At 70.8% G+C, this 22462-nt stretch carries 15 protein-coding genes; 10 read left to right on the forward strand and 5 right to left on the reverse strand.

The genetic code is table 11. The features are described 5' to 3' along the window. Positions 1 to 152: 152 nt before the first annotated feature. Positions 153 to 1118 carry a right-handed parallel beta-helix repeat-containing protein gene (locus tag C9F11_RS11270; protein WP_138959140.1) on the forward strand — a complete coding sequence of 322 codons (966 nt, stop codon included), beginning with the start codon at positions 153 to 155 and terminating at the stop codon, positions 1116 to 1118. A 207-nt stretch (positions 1119 to 1325) separates the two neighbouring features. On the opposite strand, the gene rpsA is transcribed toward C9F11_RS11270, so the two are convergent. After that, positions 1326 to 2831 carry a 30S ribosomal protein S1 gene (gene rpsA, locus C9F11_RS11275; protein WP_138959141.1) on the reverse strand — a complete coding sequence of 502 codons (1506 nt, stop codon included), beginning with the start codon at positions 2829 to 2831 and terminating at the stop codon, positions 1326 to 1328. A gap of 296 nt (positions 2832 to 3127) precedes the next feature. On the opposite strand from rpsA, the gene C9F11_RS11280 reads away from it, so the two are divergent. Together C9F11_RS11280 and hrpB are read left to right on the forward strand one after the other, a co-directional pair. After that, entirely contained in the window at positions 3128 to 4024 is an 897-nt protein-coding gene (locus C9F11_RS11280) for a class I SAM-dependent methyltransferase (RefSeq protein WP_249401687.1), read from the forward strand. A gap of 52 nt (positions 4025 to 4076) precedes the next feature. Beyond that, positions 4077 to 6629 (forward strand): ATP-dependent helicase HrpB, encoded by a 2553-nt coding sequence (hrpB, locus tag C9F11_RS11285; RefSeq protein ID WP_138959142.1) that lies wholly within the window; start codon positions 4077 to 4079, stop codon positions 6627 to 6629. A gap of 3 nt (positions 6630 to 6632) precedes the next feature. Here hrpB and C9F11_RS11290 read toward each other — a convergent pair whose 3' ends face one another. The 4 genes from C9F11_RS11290 to polA all read right to left on the reverse strand — a co-directional run bounded on the left by C9F11_RS11290 (position 6633) and on the right by polA (position 12782). Further along, a complete protein-coding gene (locus C9F11_RS11290) occupies positions 6633 to 7631 on the reverse strand; it encodes a DUF3068 domain-containing protein (protein WP_138959143.1) in 999 nt (332 codons plus the stop codon). An 11-nt stretch (positions 7632 to 7642) separates the two neighbouring features. Then, entirely contained in the window at positions 7643 to 7777 is a 135-nt protein-coding gene (locus tag C9F11_RS11295; protein WP_138959144.1) for an SPW_0924 family protein, read from the reverse strand. A 203-nt stretch (positions 7778 to 7980) separates the two neighbouring features. Beyond that, entirely contained in the window at positions 7981 to 9765 is a 1785-nt protein-coding gene (locus tag C9F11_RS11300; RefSeq protein WP_138959145.1) for a lytic murein transglycosylase, read from the reverse strand. Between the two features lie 287 nt (positions 9766 to 10052). Continuing rightward, positions 10053 to 12782 carry a DNA polymerase I gene (polA, locus tag C9F11_RS11305; RefSeq protein ID WP_138959146.1) on the reverse strand — a complete coding sequence of 910 codons (2730 nt, stop codon included), beginning with the start codon at positions 12780 to 12782 and terminating at the stop codon, positions 10053 to 10055. Between the two features lie 184 nt (positions 12783 to 12966). On the opposite strand from polA, the gene C9F11_RS11310 reads away from it, so the two are divergent. From C9F11_RS11310 to C9F11_RS11340, 7 genes are all read left to right on the forward strand, one after another. After that, complete coding sequence (locus C9F11_RS11310) at positions 12967 to 15246, forward strand: FdhF/YdeP family oxidoreductase (RefSeq protein ID WP_138959147.1); 2280 nt, start codon at positions 12967 to 12969, stop codon at positions 15244 to 15246. A 57-nt stretch (positions 15247 to 15303) separates the two neighbouring features. Further along, complete coding sequence (locus C9F11_RS11315) at positions 15304 to 15777, forward strand: hotdog fold thioesterase (RefSeq protein ID WP_138959148.1); 474 nt, start codon at positions 15304 to 15306, stop codon at positions 15775 to 15777. A 775-nt stretch (positions 15778 to 16552) separates the two neighbouring features. Further along, positions 16553 to 17788: a branched-chain amino acid ABC transporter substrate-binding protein gene (locus tag C9F11_RS11320; RefSeq protein ID WP_138959149.1), complete on the forward strand. Its 1236-nt coding sequence runs from the start codon at positions 16553 to 16555 to the stop codon at positions 17786 to 17788. A 212-nt stretch (positions 17789 to 18000) separates the two neighbouring features. Beyond that, the gene (locus C9F11_RS11325; RefSeq protein ID WP_138959150.1) at positions 18001 to 18930 is read left to right on the forward strand and encodes a branched-chain amino acid ABC transporter permease; all 930 of its coding nucleotides are present in this window, start codon (positions 18001 to 18003) and stop codon (positions 18928 to 18930) included. 5 nt (positions 18931 to 18935) lie between these two features. Further along, positions 18936 to 20759 (forward strand): branched-chain amino acid ABC transporter permease, encoded by a 1824-nt coding sequence (locus tag C9F11_RS11330; protein ID WP_249401688.1) that lies wholly within the window; start codon positions 18936 to 18938, stop codon positions 20757 to 20759. A 5-nt stretch (positions 20760 to 20764) separates the two neighbouring features. Continuing rightward, positions 20765 to 21694: an ABC transporter ATP-binding protein gene (locus tag C9F11_RS11335; protein WP_249402162.1), complete on the forward strand. Its 930-nt coding sequence runs from the start codon at positions 20765 to 20767 to the stop codon at positions 21692 to 21694. Then, positions 21691 to 22407, forward strand: a complete 717-nt coding sequence (locus C9F11_RS11340) for an ABC transporter ATP-binding protein (RefSeq protein ID WP_138959152.1) — start codon at positions 21691 to 21693, stop codon at positions 22405 to 22407. Before C9F11_RS11335 ends, C9F11_RS11340 begins: the two co-directional genes overlap by 4 nt. Positions 22408 to 22462 lie beyond the last annotated feature (55 nt).

Genomic DNA, 22462 nt, shown 5'->3' on the forward strand with positions numbered 1-22462 from the left:
CTGCCCTGGCACGCCAGCTCGCCCGCCCCGGACCCAGGCCTTGACGCGCACATGCCCCACCTCTACCGTCTCGAAGCAGTTCAGCGTTCAGCATCCCGCCCATCATTCACGTACACGAACCTGCTTCGTCCGTTCACGGGAAGGGACCCCCCATGCGCACGCGCTCCCTGCTCGCCTCCGTCCTGGCCGCCGTCACCGCCACGGGCGGCCTCGCCCTCACCGCGCACGCGCGGCCCGGGGCGCCCGCCGGAACCATCGAGGTCTCCACGGCCGCCCAGCTCAAGGCGGCCCTCGCCGCCGCGGCACCCGGCGACACGATCCACCTCGCCGACGGCGCGTACTCCGGGAACTTCACGACCACGACCGCCGCGCGTTCCGGCGCCCGCATCACCCTGACCGGCTCCCCCAAGGCGGTCCTGACCGCGGGCGGCGGCTACGGCCTGCACCTGGACGGGGCCTCGTACTGGACGGTCAAGGGCGTCACCGTCACCGGCGGCCAGAAGGGCATCATGATCGATTCCGCGCGCGGTGTCGTGGTGGACGGCGTGACGGTCCACGGCCTGGACATGGAGGGCGTGCACTTCCGCAGATCGAGCCCCGACGGCGTCATCAAGAACTCCCGCGTCTACGACACCGGCAACGACGACCGGGGCATGGGCGAGGGCGTGTACGTGGGCTCCGCGAACACCCTCTCCGACAGGAGCGACAACGTGTCGATCCTGGACAACGTCATCGGCCCGGACGTGGGCGGCGAGGCCGTCGACCTCAAGGAGGGCACGCGGGGCGGCCGCGTCGCGGGCAACACGTTCGACGGCAGGGGCCTGACGGGCAACAACTACGACGACTCGTGGATCGACGTGAAGGGCAACGACTACGTCATCGAGGGCAACACCGGCAAGAACACCACGAACAACGGCTTCGAGACGCACACCCAACAGTCCGGCTGGGGATGCGGCACGGTGTTCCGCGCCAACAAGTCCGACCTGACCGGCGCGACGGGCGACAAACAGCTGGCGATCAACGTGACCAACCAGAGCGGGTCCTGTCGGACGACGGTCTACGCGAGCAACACGGTCAAGGGCGGCAAGGGCCTGACGAACGTCCCGGTCACGCCGTAACAGCCCTGCCGGAGAGCAGCGCCCCTCAGGGAAGCGCCCCGAAGGGGCGCGGGGCTGTGACAACCTGCGGCTCCGCCGCGTGGGCGCGACCAGCCCAGAACAACCCGCAGCCGGAGAAGAAGTACAGGGCAGAACGCCTGTGGGCCCGCACTCCGAAGAGTGCGGGCCCACAGGGCGTTCAGCTACCGCTCAGTGAACGGCGTGCGGTCAGCTCTGACCGCCGGCGAGCTTCTCGCGAAGCGCGGCGAGCGCCTCGTCCGAAGCCAGCGCGCCGGAGGTGTCCGCACCCTCGGAGGAGTACGAACCGCCGCCGCCACCGGAAGCGGCCGGAGCCGCAGCCGCGGCGTCGCCGCCCTCGGCCGCCGCCTGGGCGTCGGCCTCGCGGGACTTGATGACCTGAGCCTGGTGCTGCTCGAAGCGCTGCTGCGCCTCGGCGTACTGGGTCTCCCACGCCTCGCGCTGGGCGTCGAAGCCCTCCAGCCAGTCGTTGGTCTCCGGGTCGAAGCCCTCGGGGTAGATGTAGTTGCCCTGGTCGTCGTAGGACGCGGCCATGCCGTACAGGGTCGGGTCGAACTCGACCGACGCCGGGTCGGCACCGAAGGACTCGTTGGCCTGCTTCAGGGACAGCGAGATCCGGCGACGCTCGAGGTCGATGTCGATGACCTTGACGAAGATCTCGTCGTTGACCTGGACGACCTGCTCCGGGATCTCCACGTGGCGCTCGGCCAGCTCGGAGATGTGGACCAGACCCTCGATGCCCTCGTCCACGCGGACGAACGCACCGAACGGAACCAGCTTCGTGACCTTACCGGGCACGACCTGGCCGATCTGGTGGGTGCGGGCGAACTGCTGCCACGGGTCTTCCTGGGTCGCCTTGAGCGACAGGGAGACGCGCTCGCGGTCCATGTCGACGTCCAGGACCTCGACCGTGACCTCCTGGCCGACCTCGACGACCTCGGAGGGGTGGTCGATGTGCTTCCAGGACAGCTCGGAGACGTGGACGAGACCGTCGACGCCACCCAGGTCCACGAAGGCACCGAAGTTGACGATGGAGGAGACGACGCCGGAGCGCACCTGACCCTTCTGGAGGGTGGTGAGGAAGGTCTGACGGACCTCGCTCTGGGTCTGCTCCAGCCAGGCGCGGCGGGACAGGACCACGTTGTTGCGGTTCTTGTCCAGCTCGATGATCTTCGCCTCGAGCTCCTTGCCCACGTAGGGCTGGAGGTCGCGAACACGGCGCATCTCGACCAGGGAGGCCGGGAGGAAGCCGCGGAGGCCGATGTCGAGGATGAGACCACCCTTGACGACCTCGATGACGGTACCGGTGACGATGCCGTCTTCTTCCTTGATCTTCTCGATGGTGCCCCAGGCACGCTCGTACTGGGCGCGCTTCTTCGAGAGGATCAGGCGACCTTCCTTGTCCTCCTTCTGGAGAACCAGGGCCTCGATCTCGTCACCAACCGCGACGACCTCGTTCGGGTCGACGTCGTGCTTGATGGAGAGCTCGCGGCTCGGGATGACGCCTTCGGTCTTGTAACCGATGTCGAGCAGGACCTCGTCCCGGTCGACCTTCACGATGACGCCGTCGACGATGTCGCCGTCGTTGAAGTACTTGATCGTCTCGTCGATCGCGGCGAGGAAGGCTTCCTCGTTACCGATGTCGTTGACCGCAACCTGCGGGGTGGTGGCGGTGGTCTCGGTGCTGCTCGTCATGTGGGAAAGGGCTCCGGTACGGACATTGAAGTCGTAGGTACTGCATACGCCGGAGCCCGTTTCGCTCTGCAGAAGCCGGACAGCTTAGGAGACGCCGGCTTCCGTGATCCCGAAGGACACGGAAAGCGCCTCGACAACCGAGGGGACATACATACAGACGCGAGCGCAGCCTGCTATGTCTGAGGAACGCAAGCTCGCAGCGCAACTTGTAGCATACGGGGGCCGCCCGACAGGGTCAATGCGCGAAGGCGCACACCCGGGGCGGAACGCCGCATACCCGGCACAAATCCAGTTCCATGAGGCCACACCGGCCGCAGCGCGCTCTGCCGCGTCGCCCTCCGGACGGCGGCGCCCGCAGCGTACCGACGAGGGAGCAGATCATCCAAGAGCCCGACACGTCCGAGCCCGAGGCCACCCGCCGTGACTCCGACGTCACCGAGAGTGTGCGCGCCAATCGGGGCTGGTGGGACCGGAACGCCGACGAGTACCAGATCGAGCACGGCACGTTCCTCGGCGACGACCGTTTCGTCTGGGGCCCCGAGGGGCTCGACGAGGTCGAGGCCGAGCTGCTCGGCCCGGCGGAGGCCCTGAAGGGCAAGGACGTCCTGGAGATCGGCGCGGGCGCCGCCCAGTGCTCGCGCTGGCTGGCCGGCCAGGGCGCGCGGCCCGTGGCGCTCGACCTCTCGCACCGCCAGCTCCAGCACGCCCTGCGGATCGACGGCGGCCGGGTGCCGCTGGTGGAGGCGGACGCGGGCGTGCTGCCCTTCGCGGACGGCTCCTTCGACCTCGCCTGCTCCGCGTACGGGGCGCTGCCGTTCGTCGCGGAGCCGGTGCGGGTGCTGCGGGAGGTGCGGCGGGTGCTGCGGCCCGGCGGCCGCTTCGTGTTCTCCGTGACGCACCCGATCCGCTGGGCGTTCCCCGACGAGCCGGGCCCCGAGGGCCTGTCGGTGGCCGCCTCGTACTTCGACCGCACGCCGTACGTCGAGCAGGACGACAGCGGCAGCGCGGTCTACGTCGAGCACCACAGGACGCTCGGCGACCGGGTCCGTGACGTGGTCGCGGGCGGTTTCCGCCTGGTGGACCTGGTGGAGCCCGAGTGGCCCGCGTGGAACACCCAGGAGTGGGGCGGCTGGTCCCCGCTGCGCGGGAACCTGATCCCGGGGACCGCGATCTTCGTGTGCGAGCGGGACTGACGTTCCCCGGGGGCCCGGCGGCCGTCCGCCGGGTCCGTACGACACTGGGGGCGTGATCCGTGACGCCGCCCTGAACCTGCCCGTGCGCGAGGCGCTGCCCGCGCTGCGCGCCGCCCTCGACGGGCCCGGAGCCGCCGTGCTGTGCGCGCCGCCCGGCACGGGCAAGACCACCCTGGTGCCGCTGGCCCTCGCGGGCCTCACGGAGAGTGAGGGACCGGTGCGGCGCGTGGTCGTCGCCGAGCCCCGGCGTATCGCGGCGCGCGCCGCCGCCCGCCGCATGGCGTGGCTCCTCGGCGAGAAGGTCGGCCGGACCGTCGGCTACACGGTGCGCGGCGAGCGCGTGGTCGGCCCCCACACGCGCGTGGAGGTCGTCACGACCGGCGTCCTGCTCCAGCGGCTGCAACGCGACCAGGAGCTGGCGGGCGTGGACGTCGTCGTCCTGGACGAGTGCCACGAGCGGCACCTGGACGCGGACACCGCGGCGGCCTTCCTGATCGACGTGCGCGAGGCGCTGCGCCCGGAGCTGAAGCTGGTGGCGGCGTCCGCGACGACGGACGCGGACGGCTGGGCGCGCGTCCTCGGGGGCGCACCGGTGGTGGAGGCGGCGGGCGTCGCCCACCCCGTGGAGGTCGTGTGGGCGCCCCCGGCCGCCCCGGTGCGGCCGCCGCACGGCCTGCGCGTGGACCCCGCGCTGCTCTCCCACGTCGCCGCGGTGGTGCGGCGGGCGCTGCGGGAGCGCGCGGGCGACGTGCTGTGCTTCCTGCCGGGGGTCGGCGAGATCGGCCGCGTCACCGGGCAGCTGGCCGGCCTGCCCGACGTGGAGGTCCTCCAGGTGCACGGGCGCGCCCCGGCCGAGGTGCAGGACGCGGTGCTCGCCGGGGGCGAGCGGCGGCGCGTGGTGCTCGCGACGTCGGTGGCCGAGTCGTCCCTGACGGTGCCGGGGGTGCGGGTGGTGGTCGACTCGGGCCTGGCCCGGGAGCCGCGCGTGGACCATGCGCGCGGCCTCAGCGCCCTGACGACGGTACGGGCCTCGCAGGCCGCGGGGCGCCAGCGGGCGGGGCGTGCCGGGCGCGAGGCGCCGGGCGCGGTGTACCGCTGCTGGACCCCGGCGGAGGACGGTCGCCTGCCGCGCTTCCCCGCCCCCGAGATCAAGGTCGCGGACCTGACGGCGTTCGCCCTCCAGGCGGCGTGCTGGGGCGACCCCGGCGCGAGCGGGCTCGCCCTGCTCGACCCGCCGCCCCGAGGCGCCATGGCGGCCGCCCGCGAGGTCCTGACCGCCGTCGGGGCGGTCGACGCGGAAACGGGCCGGGCCACGGAGCGGGGCCTGCGCCTTTCCCGGATGGGGGTGCACCCCCGGCTGGCGCGCGCCCTCCTGGACGCCGCGCCGCGGGTGGGCGCCCGCCGGGCCGCGGAGGCGGTGGCGCTGCTGAGCGAGGAGCCTCCGCGGGAGTACGGCGACGACCTCGCGGCGGCCCTGCGCGGCGCCCGGCGCGGGGGCGACGGATACGCGGGGCGGTGGCGCGCGGAGGTGTCCCGGCTCACGGCGGCCGTGGGCGCCGCCACGGACGGCTCCCCCGCGCCCGCCCCCGACGCGGCGCCGCGCGCGCCCGGCTCGCGCGACGACGCCGTCGTCGGGCTCGTGGCCGCCCTCGCCTTCCCCGAGCGCGTCGCCCGGCGCGCGGCGGACGGGACGTATCTGATGGCGGGCGGCACCCGGGCCGAGGCGGGCCCCGGGTCCGGGCTCGGCGGGGCGCCCTGGGTGGCCGTGGCGGTGGCCGACCGGCCCGTCGGCGCCGGGCACGCGCGCGTACGGCTCGGCGCGGTCGTCGACGAGGACGTCGCACGGGCCGCCGCCTCCTCCCTGTACGGGGAGGGCGACGAGGTCGCCTGGGCGGCGGGGGACGTGGTCGCCCGGCACGTGGCGCGGCTCGGCGCGGTGGAGCTCGCGGCGCGGCCGCTGCGGGACCCCGACCCCCGGCGCGTGCGCGAGGCGCTGCTGGAGGGCCTGCGGCGGGAGGGCGTGGCGCTGCTGCGCTGGAGCAAGGACGCCGCCGCGCTGCGGGACCGGCTGCGGTTCCTGCGGCTGCACCTGGGCGAGCCCTGGCCCGACGTGTCCGACGCGGCGCTGCTCGCCGCGCCCGACGCCTGGCTCGAACCGGAGCTCGGCCGGGCCCGGCGCCGCGCGGACCTGGCCCGGATCGAGGCCGGGCAGGCACTGACGCGGCTCCTTCCGTGGGCGGGCGGCGAGGCGGTGCGCCTGGACGAGCTGGCGCCGGAGCGCGTGGAGGTGCCGAGCGGCTCCCGGATCCGGGTGGACTACACGGATCCGGAGCAGCCGGTGCTGGCGGTGAAGCTCCAGGAGCTGTTCGGGCTCGACGACACGCCCCGGGTGGCCGGGGTGCCGCTCCTCGTGCACCTCCTGTCGCCCGCGGGGCGCCCGGCGGCGGTCACCGCGGACCTGGCCTCGTTCTGGCGGGACGGCTACCGCTCGGTGCGGGCGGAGCTGCGCGGCCGCTATCCGAAGCACCCGTGGCCCGAGGACCCGGCGCGGGCCACGCCCACGCGGTACACCAAGGCCCGCCAGGAGCGCGCCGAACGGGCCTGACGGTCAGGCGTTCACCGGCTGCGGCCTGGGTTCCGGCTCCCCCGTCGGCTCCGGGTCGCCGGGCGTGCGGCCGCGCGCCTCCAGCCACAGGGCGAGGGCCAGCAGGAGCACGCCGAGGCCCAGGAAGCCCCACGGCAGGTACGAGGTCATGAGCAGGACGAGGACGCGCTGGGACTTGACCAGGTCCACGGTGTGGCGGATGTAGTCCTCGCGCATCTTCACGTGCCCGGAGAACGCGGTGACCTTGTCGCGGTCGCCGAGCAGGGTGCCGCCGCGCAGCTCCTCCTTGTGGATCTCCTCGCCGTACACGGGCGCCCCGGTGGTCGGCTCGACCCAGAACTTGCGGACCGTGGTGTACCAGCGCGTCGTGCCCGTCTTGGCGATGGCCTCGGCCGTGAGGCCCTTGACCGGGAGCGCCTTGGGCATGGGGACCTTGGTCCAGGGGATGGTCTGCTCGAAGTAGTAGACCTCGACGCCCCGGAAGGTGCGGGTGCCCCCGTAGTGGATGGGCTTGGTGACGCGGGCCTGCGCGTCGAAGTACTCGTAGTCCCGCTTCTTGGTCAGGAAGGGCCATTTGAACTCGATGCCCTCGCGCCGCACCCGGTCGCCGTCGACCATCTCGCCGGTGGCGTGGACGGGTTCCTGGCTGTGGGCGTCGAAGATGTACCGCTCGGGGATCTTGGAGACCATCTTGCCGTCGGGTCCCTGGACGTACGACAGCGCGTCCCAGACCACGACGTCGCGGTCGGCGCTCTCCTCGATCTTCTCGGAGGCCTCCACGTTCCCCTTGAGGGTCTGCACGATGGTGACCTCGGGGACCTTCTTGGCCTTCATCGTGCCGTAGTCGATGAGGGTCGCGGGCTTCGCCTCCAGGACCATCGTCTCGTACCGGCCGGGCGGGATCTTGACCAGGCGCGGGAAGGCGTACCAGCGCAGCAGTGGGGCCGTGGTCGCGAAGAACACGGCGAGGGCGAGCAGGACCAGACCGGCCTTGCGGCGCATCGCGGCCCTCCCTAGGGGTGCTCGGGGACGGTGGTGAGCAGCGGTTTCGGCGAGGTCTCGCCGGACGGGGCGCCGATGGCCGTGACGGTCAGGACCAGGGCGAAGGCGACGGCCAGACCGGTGGCGGCGGCGATGAGGGCACGCATGGGGGCCTCCCGGGCGGGCTCGGGGCCGGACGCGACTGACCGCCCGTCCGTAACTGACTATTCGTCAGATCGGGGGCACCGTAGCAACGCCCGGACGAGATGAGAACAGGTCGCGCGGAGCCGGGCCGCGGTGAACGCGGACCGCCCCCGCGCCGTACGGGGTGCGGGGGCGGTCTCGGTGGTGCGGGTGCCGGGCGGGCCTGTCAGGTGCTCGGCGACGCCGATGCCGACGTGGACGCGGACGGCGACGCGGTCCCCGACGGGGTCGACGACGGCTCGCCCGGCTCCTCCGGCTCCTCGGTGACGGGTGCCGTCACCTCCAGCTCGACGAGGAGCGTGCCGCCACCCTGGGTGACGATGCGCAGCAGATACGTGCCCGCCGCTTCGTCGGCGTACATCTTCGGCAGCAGCAGCTTGCCGTCGGCGTCCGTGGTGAGGCCCTTGAGGGTGCGGACCGGCTTGCCGTCGGCGTCCTTGAAGTAGGGGCCCTTGTCGGCGACGACCGGGCTCTCCTTGGACTTGATCAACGTGGCGGTGGCGGCGACACCGGCCGCGGGCTTGTTCTTGTACGTCGCCTTGACCTCGACCCGCTCGGCGAAGGCCTGCCCCGCCACGCACGTCAGCGGCTTGTCGCTGGTGCGCACGACCTTGTCGGCCTTGCGGGCGGTGACGGTGCCGGACACCTTGACCGGGTCGATGGTGCGGCCCACCACCAGCGCGCGGACGGTGAAGCCGCCCGTCGTCTCGCCCGCCCGCAGCTTCGGCGAGACGGCGTCGCCCCGGGAGTCCGTGGCGACGGTGACGCTGCGGTCGCCGCCCTCGAAGCGCGTGTCCGTCTTGCCGCTGATCGTGAACCGGATCTTCACCTTGGGCACCCCGCGGCCCGAGCCGGTCTGGGCGTACACCCGCACGCGCTCGGCGAAGGCGTCGCCCGCCGTCGCGGTGAGCTCGGCCGGGCCGAGGTTCTTCAGCTCGTAGACCTGCTCCTGCGGGGACGGCGGCTTGGGCCTGGGCTTGGGCGGCCGCGGCTTGTGCGAGCCGTCGCCGCCGTCGCCCGGCTTGCCGCCGCTGGGCGGCGGGGTGTACGTGCCCTCGCGCTCCACCGGGGTGGTGCCGGGGCGCGGGGAGGACGGCGTGGTCGGGCCGGGCCGCCGCGGCTGGTCGTTGTCGCTGCGGTCGCCCGGCAGCTGACCGGTGCCGTCGGGGATCTCGTGGGTGCCCTTGCGGTAGTACTCCAGCCACGACAGGACCGTGTTCAGATACTCCGTGGACCGGTTGTAGCTGAGGATCGCGGCGTGCAGGTCGTCCTTGACGGCGAGGTCGCGGTCGTTCCCGCACAGGTAGTGCGCGGCGGCGAGCGCGGCGTCGTAGATGTTGTTCGGGTCCTTCTTGCCGTCGCCGTTGCCGTCCTTGCCGGAGGACGCCCAGGTCGAGGGGATGAACTGCATGGGGCCGACGGCACGGTCGTGCGTGGTGTCGCCGTCGAAGGCGCCGCCGTCGGTGTCCGTGATCTTCGCGAAGCCGTTGCCGTCGAGGACCGGGCCGAGGATCGGCGTGAGGGTCGTGCCGTCGCCGTCGACGCGGCCGCCGCGGGCCTGGCCCGACTCGACCTTGCCGATCGCGGCGAGCAGCTGCCAGGGGAGGTTGCAGCCGGGCTTCGCCGTGCGCACGGCCGACTCGGCCTTCTTGTACGCGTCAAGGACCGTGGCGGGCAGGCCGGCCTCCGCGTCGCCCTTGGCGCCGCCGCCGGGCTTGCCGCTGGGCGGCACCGGGCTTTCGAGGGGCGGCAGGTCCGTGTAGTACGGCGAGTTACCGGTCGCGGAGTCGCCGTCCGGCGGCGGCGCGGAGTCGGCGGCCCATTCGTCACGCGGCTGGTCCGTCGTCGCCACGCCCGGGGCCTGCGAGGCGGCCAGGGCCGCCACCGCCGCGGCGGCGACCGCGGTGGTCACCGTCGCCTTGCGCAGCCGCTTGCCGAATACCGGCGCCATGTCCGTGAATCCCTCCCCTTGACGACGTGCCCGTGCCGTCCCGTCGCCCGCGTGCGTGCCCTCAGGGGACGGCTCAGGCGACACTACGACAACTCTCGGAGCCGAGACACCTGTTCGCGTCCGTTTTTGTCTGATTGGCCAGTCACAGCCCTGTGCCGGTTTGCCTGCCCGCCGTGCACCGTTCACCTCTGTCGGGCGTCAGCAGGTCGGCTGTGGCTGGTCGCGCAGTTCCCCGCGCCCCTTCGCGGCGCCGGGGGGCCGGGCATCTCGGCCCCCCGGCCCGGAGGCTAGTGCGCGGCCGACTCCCAGTCGGGGCCCACGCCCACCGACACGTCGAGCGGCGCGCGCAGCGACACCGCACCGGCCATCTCGCGGCGCACGAGCTCCTCGACGGCCTCCCGCTCGCCCGGGGCGATCTCCAGGACGATTTCGTCATGGACCTGGAGCAGCATCCGCGAGGTCAGCTCCGCCTGGGTCAGCGCCCGGTCCACGTTCAGCATCGCGACCTTGACGATGTCCGCCGCGGTGCCCTGGATCGGCGCGTTCAACGCCATCCGCTCGGCCATCTCGCGGCGCTGGCGGTTGTCGCTGTTGAGGTCCGGCAGATAGCGGCGGCGGCCCAGCATCGTCTCCGTGTACCCCGTGGCGCGGGCGTCGTCGACGACCCGGCGCAGATAGTCGCGCACCCCGCCGAACCGCTCGAAGTACGTGTCCATCAGGGCGCGGGCCTCCGCCGCCTCGATGTTCAGCTGCTGGGAGAGGCCGAACGCCGACAGGCCGTACGCCAGGCCGTACGACATCGCCTTGATCTTGCGGCGCATCTCCGCGTCCACGTCCGCGCCCGCCACGCCGAACACCTGCGAGGCGACCGTCGTGTGCAGGTCCTCGCCGGACGTGAACGCCTCGATGAGGCCCTCGTCCTCCGACAGGTGCGCCATCACGCGCAGCTCGATCTGGCTGTAGTCCGCCGTCATCAGGGACTCGAAGCCCTCGCCGACGACGAAGCCGCGGCGGATCGCCCGGCCCTCGTCCGTGCGCACCGGGATGTTCTGCAGATTGGGCTCCGTCGACGAAAGACGGCCGGTGGCGGCCACCGTCTGGTTGTACGTCGTGTGGATGCGGCCGTCCGCGGCGATCGTCTTGACCAGGCCCTCGACGGTGACGCGCAGCTTCGCCTGCTCGCGGTGGCGGAGCATGATCACCGGCAGCTCGTTGTCCGTCTGGGCGGCGAGCCAGGCGAGCGCGTCGGCGTCCGTGGTGTACCCGGTCTTCGTCTTCTTCGTCTTGGGCAGGCCCAGCTCGCCGAAGAGGACCTCCTGGAGCTGCTTGGGCGAGCCCAGGTTGAACTCGTGGCCCGCCGCCGCGTGCGCCTCCTTCACCGCCTGCTGCACGGCGCCCGCGAACTGCTGCTCCATGGACTCCAGATGCGCGCGGTCCGCCGCGATGCCGTGCCGCTCCAGGCGGGCCAGGAGCGCGGACGTCGGCAGCTCCACATCGGTGAGCAGCCCGGCCGCACCGACCTCCGGCAGCTTCTCGCCGAACGCCGTGCCCAGGTCCAGGATCGTGCGGGCCTGCACCATCAGGGCCTCGGCACCGGCCTGCTCGTCGTCCTCCGTACCGAAGGCAAGCTGCCCGTCGGACTCCGCGGCGGGCGCCAGCTCACGGCCCAGGTACTCCAGCGCGAGCGCCTCCAGGTCGAAGGAGCGGCGGCCCGGCTTCACCAGATACGCGGCGAGCGCGGTGTCCATGGTGACGCCCTCGACGGTCCAGCCGTGCTCGGCGAAGACGCGCATCACCCCCTTCGCGTTGTTCAGCACCTTCGGCTTGTCGGCGTCGGCCAGCCAGGACGCGAATGCCTTCTCGTCGGCCTCGTCCAGCTGCGCCGGGTCGAACCAGGCGGCAGCCCCCGCGGCCGCGGCCAGCGCGACCTCGGTGACCGAACCCGTACCGAGCGACCAGGAGTCGACCGTCGCCAGACCGAGGACCGCCCTGCCGTGCTCGGCGAGCCACGGCGCCACCTCGCCCGTGCCGAGCACCGCCCCGTCCACCGCCACGCCCTCGGCGACGGGGGCCTGCTCGGCCTCCTCCGCGCCCGGGTCCACCGCGAGCAGCCGCTCCCGCAGCGACGGATTGCGGATCTCCAGGGTGTCCAGGACCATCGCGACGGCCTTGCGGTCGTACGGAGCGCGCTCCAGCTCGGCGACCGTACGGGACAGCTCGACGTCCCGCACCATCTCCGTGAGCCGGCGGTTCAGCTGCACGGCCTCCAGGTGGTCGCGGAAGTTCTGCCCGGCCTTGCCCTTGACCTCGTCGGCGCGCTCCACGAGCTCCGCGAAGGAACCGAACTGGTTGATCCACTTCGCGGCCGTCTTCTCGCCGACGCCGGGGATGCCCGGGAGGTTGTCCGAGGGGTCGCCGCGCAGCGCCGCGAAGTCCGGGTACTGGCTCGGGGTGAGGCCGTACTTCTCCTGGACCTTGTCCGGGGTGAAGCGGGTCAGCTCCGAGACGCCCTTCGTCGGATACAGCACCGTCACGTGCTCGGTGATCAGCTGGAAGGAGTCCCGGTCGCCCGTGACGATGAGGACCTCGAAGCCCGCCGCCTCGGCCTGCGTGGCGAGCGTCGCGATGACGTCGTCCGCCTCGAAGCCGTCCACCGCGAAGCGCACCGCGCCCATCGCGTCGAGCAGCTCGCCGATCAGCTCGACCTGACCCTTGAACTCGTCCGGGGTCTTCGAGCGGTTCGCCTTGTACTCCGCGAACTCCTGCGAGCGCCACGTCTTGCGCGACACGTCGAACGCGACCGCGAAGTGCGTGGGCGCCTCGTCACGCAGGGTGTTCGCCAGCATCGACGCGAAGCCGTAGATCGCGTTCGTCGGCTGGCCCGTCGCCGTCGTGAAGTTCTCCGCGGGCAGCGCGAAGAACGCCCGGTAGGCCAGGGAGTGCCCGTCCATCAGGAGCAGGCGCGGCCGATCGCCGGCGGTCGTCTTCTCGGTCTTCTTCGATGCTTTCTCTGCCACGCCCCCGATCCTGCCACGCCCCACTGACACTCGGCCCCGCCCCGGCCGCCGGCCGCCCCCGGTGTCGGGCCCGCCCGGACCCGGGGACACCTCCCCAGGTCGCCCCCGCGCACCGGCGGCACCGGCGCCCCGTGGGAGGATCGGAGCCACACCGCACGCACATGCGCTCGAAGAGGAGCAGGCCATGGCGACGAAGCCGCCCCAAGGTGACCCGGTCCAGGACGCCCCGCAGGTCGCGGACGCGCAACACGCCGCGGCCGGCCTGCCCGCCATCGGCCACACCCTGCGGATCGCACAGCAGCAGATGGGCGTGCGGCGCACCGCCCTCACCCTGCTGCGCGTCAACCAGAAGAACGGCTTCGACTGCCCCGGCTGCGCCTGGCCCGAGCCGGACCACCGCCACAAGGCCGAATTCTGCGAGAACGGTGCGAAGGCGGTCGCCGAGGAAGCCACCCTGCGCCGCGTCACCCCCGACTTCTTCGCCGCGCACCCCGTCGCCGGCCTCGCCACCCGCAGCGGGTACTGGCTGGGCCAGCAGGGCCGCCTCACCCACCCCATGTACCTGGCCGACGGCGCGGACCGCTACGAAGCCGTGTCGTGGGAGCGCGCCTTCGACATCATCGCCGAGGAACTCACCGCGCTCGACTCCCCCGACGAGGCGGTCTTCTACACCTCCGGCCGCACCAGCAACGAAGCGGCGTTCCTCTACCAGCTGTTCGCCCGCGAACTCGGCACGAACAACCTCCCCGACTGCTCGAACATGTGCCACGAGTCGTCGGGCTCCGCGCTGACCGAGACGATCGGCATCGGCAAGGGCAGCGTCCTCCTGGAAGACCTCTACAAGGCGGACCTGATCATCGTCGCCGGGCAGAACCCCGGCACCAACCACCCCCGCATGCTCTCCGCCCTGGAGAAGGCCAAGCAGGGCGGCGCGAAGATCATCACGGTGAACCCGCTGCCCGAAGCGGGCCTGGAACGCTTCAAGAACCCCCAGACCCCCCAGGGCATGCTCAAGGGCACCGCCCTCACCGACCTGTTCCTGCAGATCCGCCTCGGCGGCGACCAGGCCCTCTTCCGTCTCCTCAACAAGCTCGTCCTGGAGACCGACGGCGCCGTCGACGAGGCCTTCGTCCGCGAACACACCCACGGCTACGAGGACTTCGCCGCCGCCGCGCGCGCCGCCGACTGGGACGAGACGCTCGCCGCCACCGGCCTGGAGCGCGCCGACATCGAGCGGGCGCTGCGCATGGTCCTCGCCTCCGAGCGGACCGTCGTGTGCTGGGCGATGGGCCTGACCCAGCACAAGCACGCCGTGCCCACCATCCGCGAGGTCGTCAACTTCCTGCTCCTGCGCGGCAACATCGGCCGCCCCGGCGCCGGCGTCTGCCCCGTCCGCGGCCACTCCAACGTGCAGGGCGACCGCACGATGGGCATCTTCGAACGCCCCGCGCCCGCCTTCCTGGATGCCCTGGAGAAGGAGTTCGGCTTCGCGCCGCCGCGCCACCACGGCCTGGACGTCGTCCGCGCCATCCGCGCGCTGCGCGACGGCGACGCGAAGGTGTTCTTCGCCATGGGCGGCAACTTCGTCTCCGCGTCCCCCGACACCGACGTCACCGAAGCGGCCATGCGGCGCGCCCGCCTGACCGTGCACGTCTCCACCAAGCTCAACCGCTCGCACGTCGTCACCGGCGCACGCGCCCTGATCCTGCCGACGCTCGGCCGCACCGAACGCGACCTCCAGGGCAGCGGCGAACAGTTCGTGACCGTCGAGGACTCCATGGGCATGGTCCACGCCTCCCGCGGCCGCCTCAAGCCCGCGGGCCCCGACCTCCTCTCGGAGCCCGCCATCGTGTGCCGCCTGGCACGCCGCACCCTCGGCCCCGCGTCGGCCACGCCCTGGGAGGAGTTCGAGAAGGACTACGCCGCCGTCCGCGACCGCATCGCGCGCGTGATCCCCGGCTTCGAGGACTTCAACGCGCGCGTGGCCCGCCCCGGCGGCTTCACCCTGCCGCACGCCCCGCGCGACGAGCGCCGCTTCCCCACCGCCACCGGCAAGGCCAACTTCACCGCCGCGCCCGTCGAGTACCCGGCCCTGCCCGAGGGCCGTCTGCTGCTCCAGACGCTGCGCTCCCACGACCAGTACAACACCACGATCTACGGCCTCGACGACCGCTACCGCGGCATCAAGAACGGCCGCCGCGTCGTCCTCGTCAACGCCGCCGACGCCCGGACGCTCGGCGTCGCCGACGGCGCGTACGTGGACCTCGTCAGCGAGTGGCAGGACGGCGTGGAGCGGCGCGCGCCCGGCTTCCGCGTCGTGCACTACCCCACGGCCCGCGGCTGCGCGGCGGCGTACTACCCGGAGACCAACGTCCTCGTACCGCTGGACGCCACGGCCGACACCAGCAACACCCCCGCCAGCAAGTCCGTCGTCGTACGCCTGGAACAATCGATCACCGACTGAGCGTTCGCTCAGCCGTAGCTGTCCTTCAGACGTCGACGACGAACGGAGCCCGGCCCCATGGGCGAGCAGCAGCCAACGAAGTTCCCGCAAGAGGTCATCGACGAGTACGCCGGACTCGGCGTCGACCTGCGCGCCCTGTTCTCCGCCGGGAACCTCGGCAACCGCATGGGCGTACAGATCCTGGAGGCCTCCGCCGAGCGCGTGGTCGGCACGATGCCCGTGGAGGGCAACACCCAGCCGTACGGGCTGCTGCACGGCGGCGCGTCCGCGGTGCTCGCGGAGACGCTCGGGTCCATCGGCGCGATGCTGCACGGCGGCAGCCGGAAGATCGCCGTGGGCGTCGACCTGAACTGCACGCACCACCGGGGCGTGCGCTCCGGGCTCGTCACGGGGGTGGCCACGCCGGTGCATCTGGGGCGGTCCACGGCCACGTTCGAGATCGTCGTCAGCGAGGAGAGCGGGAAGCGGGTGTGCAGCGCGCGGCTCACCTGCCTCCTCCGTGACGCCCCCGAGGCCGAGCCCACGGCCTGACCCCGGCCGGGGTCTTCTCTCCCCGCCCGCCCCTGCACCGGCCTCCGGCCCCGCCGTCGGTCGGCGTACGCGCCTTCCTCTCCCGTCCGTCACCGCATCGGCCTCCGGCCTCGTCCTCAAACGCCGGGCGGGCTGAAATACCGTGCCCCGCCCCGCCGTTCGCGGCTCTCCGTCACGGAGGGATCGATCGTCTCGGCCGCCCGCTCCCGCTGGGGGCGGGCGGCCGCGGCGCAGCGGGCTCAGCCACGCCTTGCGAGGGCTTCGGCCTTCACCGGAAAAACAGGTGTGCTCCGCGAAAACACTCCTGACCGCGCACATTCGCGTATGCGGAAACATGCCACGGAATGCCCGCCTCCTTTTCTTCCGCGTAACACTCCGCAATCCGGACACGATCATGAAATCAAGATCGAATGGCGCCGCCGCCCGCGTAAGAGATCATTCCGCGGCACTCGGCCCCCACACTCCCCCGAACACCGGCGTCATGAGTAAAACCGGAAAACAGTCCTGCCCATCGCCGCGCGCCGGATGCGCCGAAGCGTGCAGATTCCGCCACAACCACCCCCTGCGTTCCAGCGCGGAATACTCCGTGTCATAACAAGAGCGTCACAGCCTAGGTCCGACCACTCCTCCAGGATCAAATGCGCCCTTAGAGTCACGGCCAGTCACCGCGCCGCCGGGCGCGAACTGAATTGCACGGCCCTGTACCACCACCAGTACGGCCCGGCGATCTTCACGGCACCTCAGCAGAGGGCCGCGCCTGGGGAAAGGACCACTCGTGCGAAACCGTTCCGCGCTCATCCTCACCACGGTGTTGACCACCGGGGCCCTCACCCTCACCGCCTGCGGGTCGCGCGACAAGGACAAGGACGACGACAGCAGCAGCGGAGGCAAGAAGACCGTCGTCATCGGCTTCGACGCGCCCCTCACCGGCGACCTCTCCGCCCTCGGCATCGGCATGCGCAACTCCGCCGAACTGGCCGTCAAGACGGCCAACAAGGAGAACACCGTCGACGGCGTCGAGTTCAAGCTCCAGCCCCTCGACGACCAGGCCCAGCCCTCCGTCGGCGGCCAGAACGCCCAGAAGTTCATCAGCGACAAGAGCGTCCTCGGCGTCGTCGGCCCGCTGAACTCCAGCGTCTCCCAGTCGATGCAGAAGCCCTTCAACGACGCCGACCTCACCCAGATCTCGCCCGCCAACACCGGCACCGAGCTCACCCAGGGCGACGGCTGGAAGAAGGGCGACCGCAAGCGCCAGTTCAAGACCTTCTTCCGCACCGCCACCACCGACCAGGTCCAGGGCCAGTTCGCCGCCCAGTACCTGTTCCAGAAGGCGAAGATCAAGAAGGTCTACCTGCTCGACGACCAGAAGACCTACGGAGCCGGCCTCGCCGCCTCCTTCAAGGACACCTTCACCGACCTCGGCGGCAAGATCGTCGGCCAGGACCACGTCAACCCCGAGGACCGCGACTTCAAGTCCGTCGTCTCCCAGGTCAAGGGCAAGGGCGCCGAAGCCGTCTACTACGGCGGCGAATACCCCGCAGCCGCCCCCCTCAGCCAGCAGCTCAAGGAATCCGGCGCCAAGATCCCCCTCATGGGCGGCGACGGCATGAAGAGCGAAGAGTTCCCCAAGCTCAACAAGAAGGCCATCGGCGACCTCGGCACCTCCGTCGGCAAGCCCGTCGAGGAACTGGACTCCGCCAAGAAGTTCATCGAGGAATACAACAAGAACTACAAAGAGAACATGGAAACCTACGGCGGCGGCACCTACGACGCCACCTGGTCCATCATCGAAGCAGTAAAGCTCGCCGTCGACGGAAACGGCGGAAAGCTCCCCTCCGACGGCCGCGTCAAGGTCCTCGAAGCGATGAGCAAGGTCAAGTTCCAAGGCGTCACCGGCGACGTCTCCTTCGACCAGTACGGCGACACCACGAACACCATGATGACCGCCTACCAGGTCAGCAAGGACAACAAGTGGGAGTCCAAGTTCAGCGCGGCCTACAAGCCCCGCTAAACACCTCTCCGCTGGACACGCTGTGCCAAACCTGCGGGCCGTCCGCGGCCGGTCGCGCAGCTCCCGCGCCCCTTCGGGGCGCCACCCCGCCGCAGCGGACTCCAGCGCGCCTGCCTAACAGCGCCCACACCCACTGACACAAGACCGCGCGGGACGCGCTACCAGCGCTCCCGCGCGGTGCCATATCCGAACCATCCAACGGAGGCCCTGCGGTGAACGAACTGCCGCAACAGCTGGCCAATGGACTCATCCTCGGCGCGATGTACGGTCTCATCGCGATCGGCTACACGATGGTCTACGGAATCGTCCAGCTCATCAACTTCGCCCACGGCGAGATCTTCATGGTCGGCGGCTTCGGCGCCCTCACCGTCTCCCTGTGGCTCCCCGACGGATTCTCGCTGCTCGCCTCGATCCCCATCATGATCATCGGCGGCATCATCTGCTCCGTCGCCGTCGGCACCGCAGCCGAACGCTTCGCCTACCGCCCCCTGCGCGGAGCACCACGACTCGCCCCCCTCATCACCGCCATCGGCCTGTCCATCCTGCTCCAGCAAGCCGTATGGAAGTGGTACCCCGAAGCCAAGAAGGACCGTTCCTTCCCACAGTTCAGCGGCGACCCCGTCCACGTCTTCGGCGCCGACATCCAACGCGGCGACTTCTTCCTCATCATCGCCGCCCCCGCCTGCATGCTCATCCTCGGCTGGTACGTCAACAAAACCCGCTCCGGACGCGGCATGCAGGCCACCGCACAAGACCCCGACACCGCCAAGCTCATGGGCATCAACACCGACCGCATCATCGTCATGGCCTTCGCCATCGGCGCCGCGTTCGCCGCCATCGCCGCCGTCGGATACGGCCTCCACAACGGCCAAGTCGGCTTCAAAATGGGCTTCATCATGGGCCTCAAAGCCTTCACCGCAGCCGTACTCGGCGGCATCGGCAACATCTACGGCGCCATGCTCGGCGGCATCGTCCTCGGCGTCGCCGAAGCCCTCGCCACCGGCTACATGGGCGACGTACCCGGCATGGAACAGTTCGGCGGCGGCGCCTGGAAGGACGTATGGGCCTTCGCCCTCCTCATCCTCGTCCTCCTCCTCAGGCCCCAAGGGCTCCTAGGCGAACGCGTCGCGGATCGGGCGTGATACCCATGACCACCAAAACCCCCAGCACCCCGGACGCCCCCCAGCTCGCCACCACCCACACCGGCGCCCCCATCTCCACCCTCCCCCTCCCCGAACCCCTCGCCCGCCTCCTCGTCCTCATCGGCTCCGCCACCGCCCTCATCGGCACCTTCCTCGCCTGGACCTGGACCGACGACTTCCCCGGCGACCTCACCGTCACCGGCTACCCCGGCGGCCTCCAACTCATCACCCTCACCGGCGCCGCCCTCACCCTCCTCTTCACCCTCGCCGCCTACCGCATCCGCGGACTCAACTGGCTCCTCCCCGGCGGCACCAACAGCCCCACCCTCCTCCTCACCCTCGGCGTCCTCGGCTCCACCGGCTACACCATGGGCGCCATCTCCGACCACCTCGGCGGCATCGTCAACCTCGAACCCGGCGCCTGGGTCTCCGGCATCGGCGCCCTCATCGCCACCATCGGCGCCCTCGGCCTGCCCTCCGACACCCCCGACACCGACAACACCACCAACCCCTGGCACCGCCTGCGCCACAGCCTCAAAGCGCCCGCACCCCCACGCGCCAAACCCCTCCCCGACGCCGTCGAAATCCTCATCATCGCCGCCGCCTTCGGCATCGGCCTCTACGTCCTCGCCTACGGCATCGAGGCCTACACCGAACTCTTCATCGGCTTCCTCATCACCGCCGGATTCGGCGCCACCGCACTCCACCGCGCCGGACTCATCCCCCGCCTCAACACCCTCACCACCAAACACCGCAACGTCACCCTCACCGCCGCCATCATCGCCGCCGCACTCTTCCCCTTCACCCAGAGCGACGCCAGCTACGCCCTCATCGGCGTCAACATCCTCATCTTCGCCACCGTCGCCCTCGGCCTGAACGTCGTCGTCGGCCTCGCCGGACTCCTCGACCTCGGCTACGTCGCCTTCCTCGGCGTCGGCGCCTACACCGCCGCCCTCGTCTCCGGCTCCCCCGCCTCCACCTTCGACGTCCACTTCCCCTTCTGGGCCGCCGTCCTCACCGGCGCCGCCGTCTCCCTCGCCTTCGGCGTCATCATCGGCGCCCCCACCCTGCGCCTCCGCGGCGACTACCTCGCCATCGTCACCCTCGGCTTCGGCGAGATCTTCCGCATCACCATGAACAACCTCAACGGAAGCGCGGGCCCCGACCTCACCAACGGCGCCCAAGGCATCCCCAACATCCCCGACCTCAAAATCCTCGGCTGGGACCTCGGCACCGAACACGACATCCTCGGCTTCACCCTCAGCAGACCCGCCAACTACTACCTGCTGATGCTCTTCTTCACCGCCGTCGTCGTCCTCGTCTTCCGCCGCAGCGGCGAATCCCGCATCGGCCGCGCCTGGGTCGCCATCCGCGAAGACGAAACCGCCGCCACCGCCATGGGCATCAACGGCTTCCGCGTCAAACTCATCGCCTTCGCCCTCGGCGCCACCCTCGCCGGATTCGCCGGCACCGTCCAAGCCCACGTCTCCTACAGCATCACCCCCGAGCAATACCTCTTCGCCAACACCGTCCCACCCAACTCCGCCTTCCTCCTCGCCGCCGTCATCCTCGGCGGCATGGGCACCATCAGCGGACCCCTCATCGGCGCCGCCCTGCTCTACCTCATCCCCGCCAAACTCCAATTCCTCGAGGACTACCAACTCCTCCTCTTCGGCCTCGCCCTCATCCTGCTCATGCGCTTCCGCCCCGAAGGCCTCGTCGCCAACAAGCGCGCCCAGCTCGAATACCACGAGACCGACCAACTCGACGTACCCGACCAGCAGAAACTCCCCGAAGGCACCGTCGGCGTCAGCAAGGCGGGGGCGTGACCACCATGACCACCACCACGACCACCGTCCTCCAAGCCACCGGCGTCACCATGCGCTTCGGCGGCCTCACCGCCGTACGCTCCGTCGACCTCACCGTCAACAGCGGCGAAATCGTCGGCCTCATCGGACCCAACGGCGCCGGAAAAACCACCTTCTTCAACTGCCTCACCGGCCTCTACGTCCCCACCGAAGGCACCGTCGCCTACAAAGGCACCGTCCTCCCCTCCAAACCCCACCTCGTCACCGACGCAGGCATCGCCCGCACCTTCCAGAACATCCGGCTCTTCGCCAACATGACCGTCCTGGAAAACGTCCTCGTCGGACGCCACACCAGGACCAAGGAAGGCCTCTGGAGCGCACTCCTCAGAGGACCGGGCTTCAAACGAGCCGAAGCGGCCTCCCACGCCCGCGCCATGGAGCTCCTGGAATTCGTCGGCCTCGCCCACAAAGCCGACCACCTCTCCAGAAACCTCCCGTACGGCGAACAGCGGAAACTGGAGATCGCCCGCGCTCTCGCCAGCGAACCCGGACTCCTCCTCCTCGACGAACCCACCGCGGGCATGAACCCCCAGGAAACCCGCGCCGCCGAAGAACTCGTCTTCGCCATCCGCGACCAAGGCATCGCCGTCCTCGTCATCGAGCACGACATGCGGTTCATCTTCAACCTCTGCGACCGCGTCGCCGTCCTCGTCCAGGGCGAAAAACTCGTCGAAGGCAGCTCCGAAACCGTCCAGGCCGACGAACGCGTCATCGCCGCCTACCTCGGCACCCCCTTCGAAGGCGCACCCGGCGCCGCCGAAGTCGCCGAAGTCGAAGCCGCCGAAGCCCACCAGGAAGCCACCGCCACCCCCCTCAGCGACACCCCGCCGGAACCACCCCACCACGAGGAAGACGGCGCCCCCCGCGCCACCGGCCCGGAAGGAACAGCCAAGTGACCGCACTACTGGAGGTCGAAGACCTCAGGGTCGCCTACGGCAAGATCGAAGCCGTCAAAGGCATCTCCTTCACCGTCGAAGCCGGCCAAGTCGTCACCCTCATCGGCACCAACGGCGCAGGCAAGACCACCACCCTGCGCACCCTCTCCGGCCTCCTCAAACCCTCCGCCGGAAAAATCAACTTCGACGGACAGCCCCTCCACGGCGTCCCCGCACACAAAATCGTCGCCCTCGGACTCGCCCACTCCCCCGAAGGCCGACACATCTTCCCCCGCCTCACCATCGTCGAAAACCTCCTCCTCGGCGCCTACCTCCGCGACGACAAAGAAGGAATCGACAAAGACATCCAACGCGCCTACGAACTCTTCCCCATCCTCGGCGAACGCCGCAAACAAGCCGCCGGCACCCTCTCCGGCGGCGAACAGCAAATGCTCGCCATGGGCCGCGCCCTCATGTCACGCCCCAAACTGCTCATGCTCGACGAACCCTCCATGGGCCTCTCCCCGATCATGATGCAGAAGATCATGCAGACCATCAGCGAACTCAAGGCCCAAGGCACCACCATCCTGCTCGTCGAACAGAACGCCCAAGCCGCGCTCTCCCTCGCCGACCACGGACACGTCATGGAAGTCGGCCGCATCGCCCTCTCCGGCACCGGCCGCGACCTCCTCCACGACGAATCCGTCCGCAAGGCCTACCTCGGCGAGGACTAGGCCTGGCCCCTGGGCCCTGAGCAGCGAGGCCCGGCCCCGGCCGTACGCAGCGAGG

Origin of the sequence: Streptomyces sp. YIM 121038, from assembly GCF_006088715.1 — a bacterium.
In the GTDB taxonomy this organism is placed as follows: domain Bacteria; phylum Actinomycetota; class Actinomycetes; order Streptomycetales; family Streptomycetaceae; genus Streptomyces.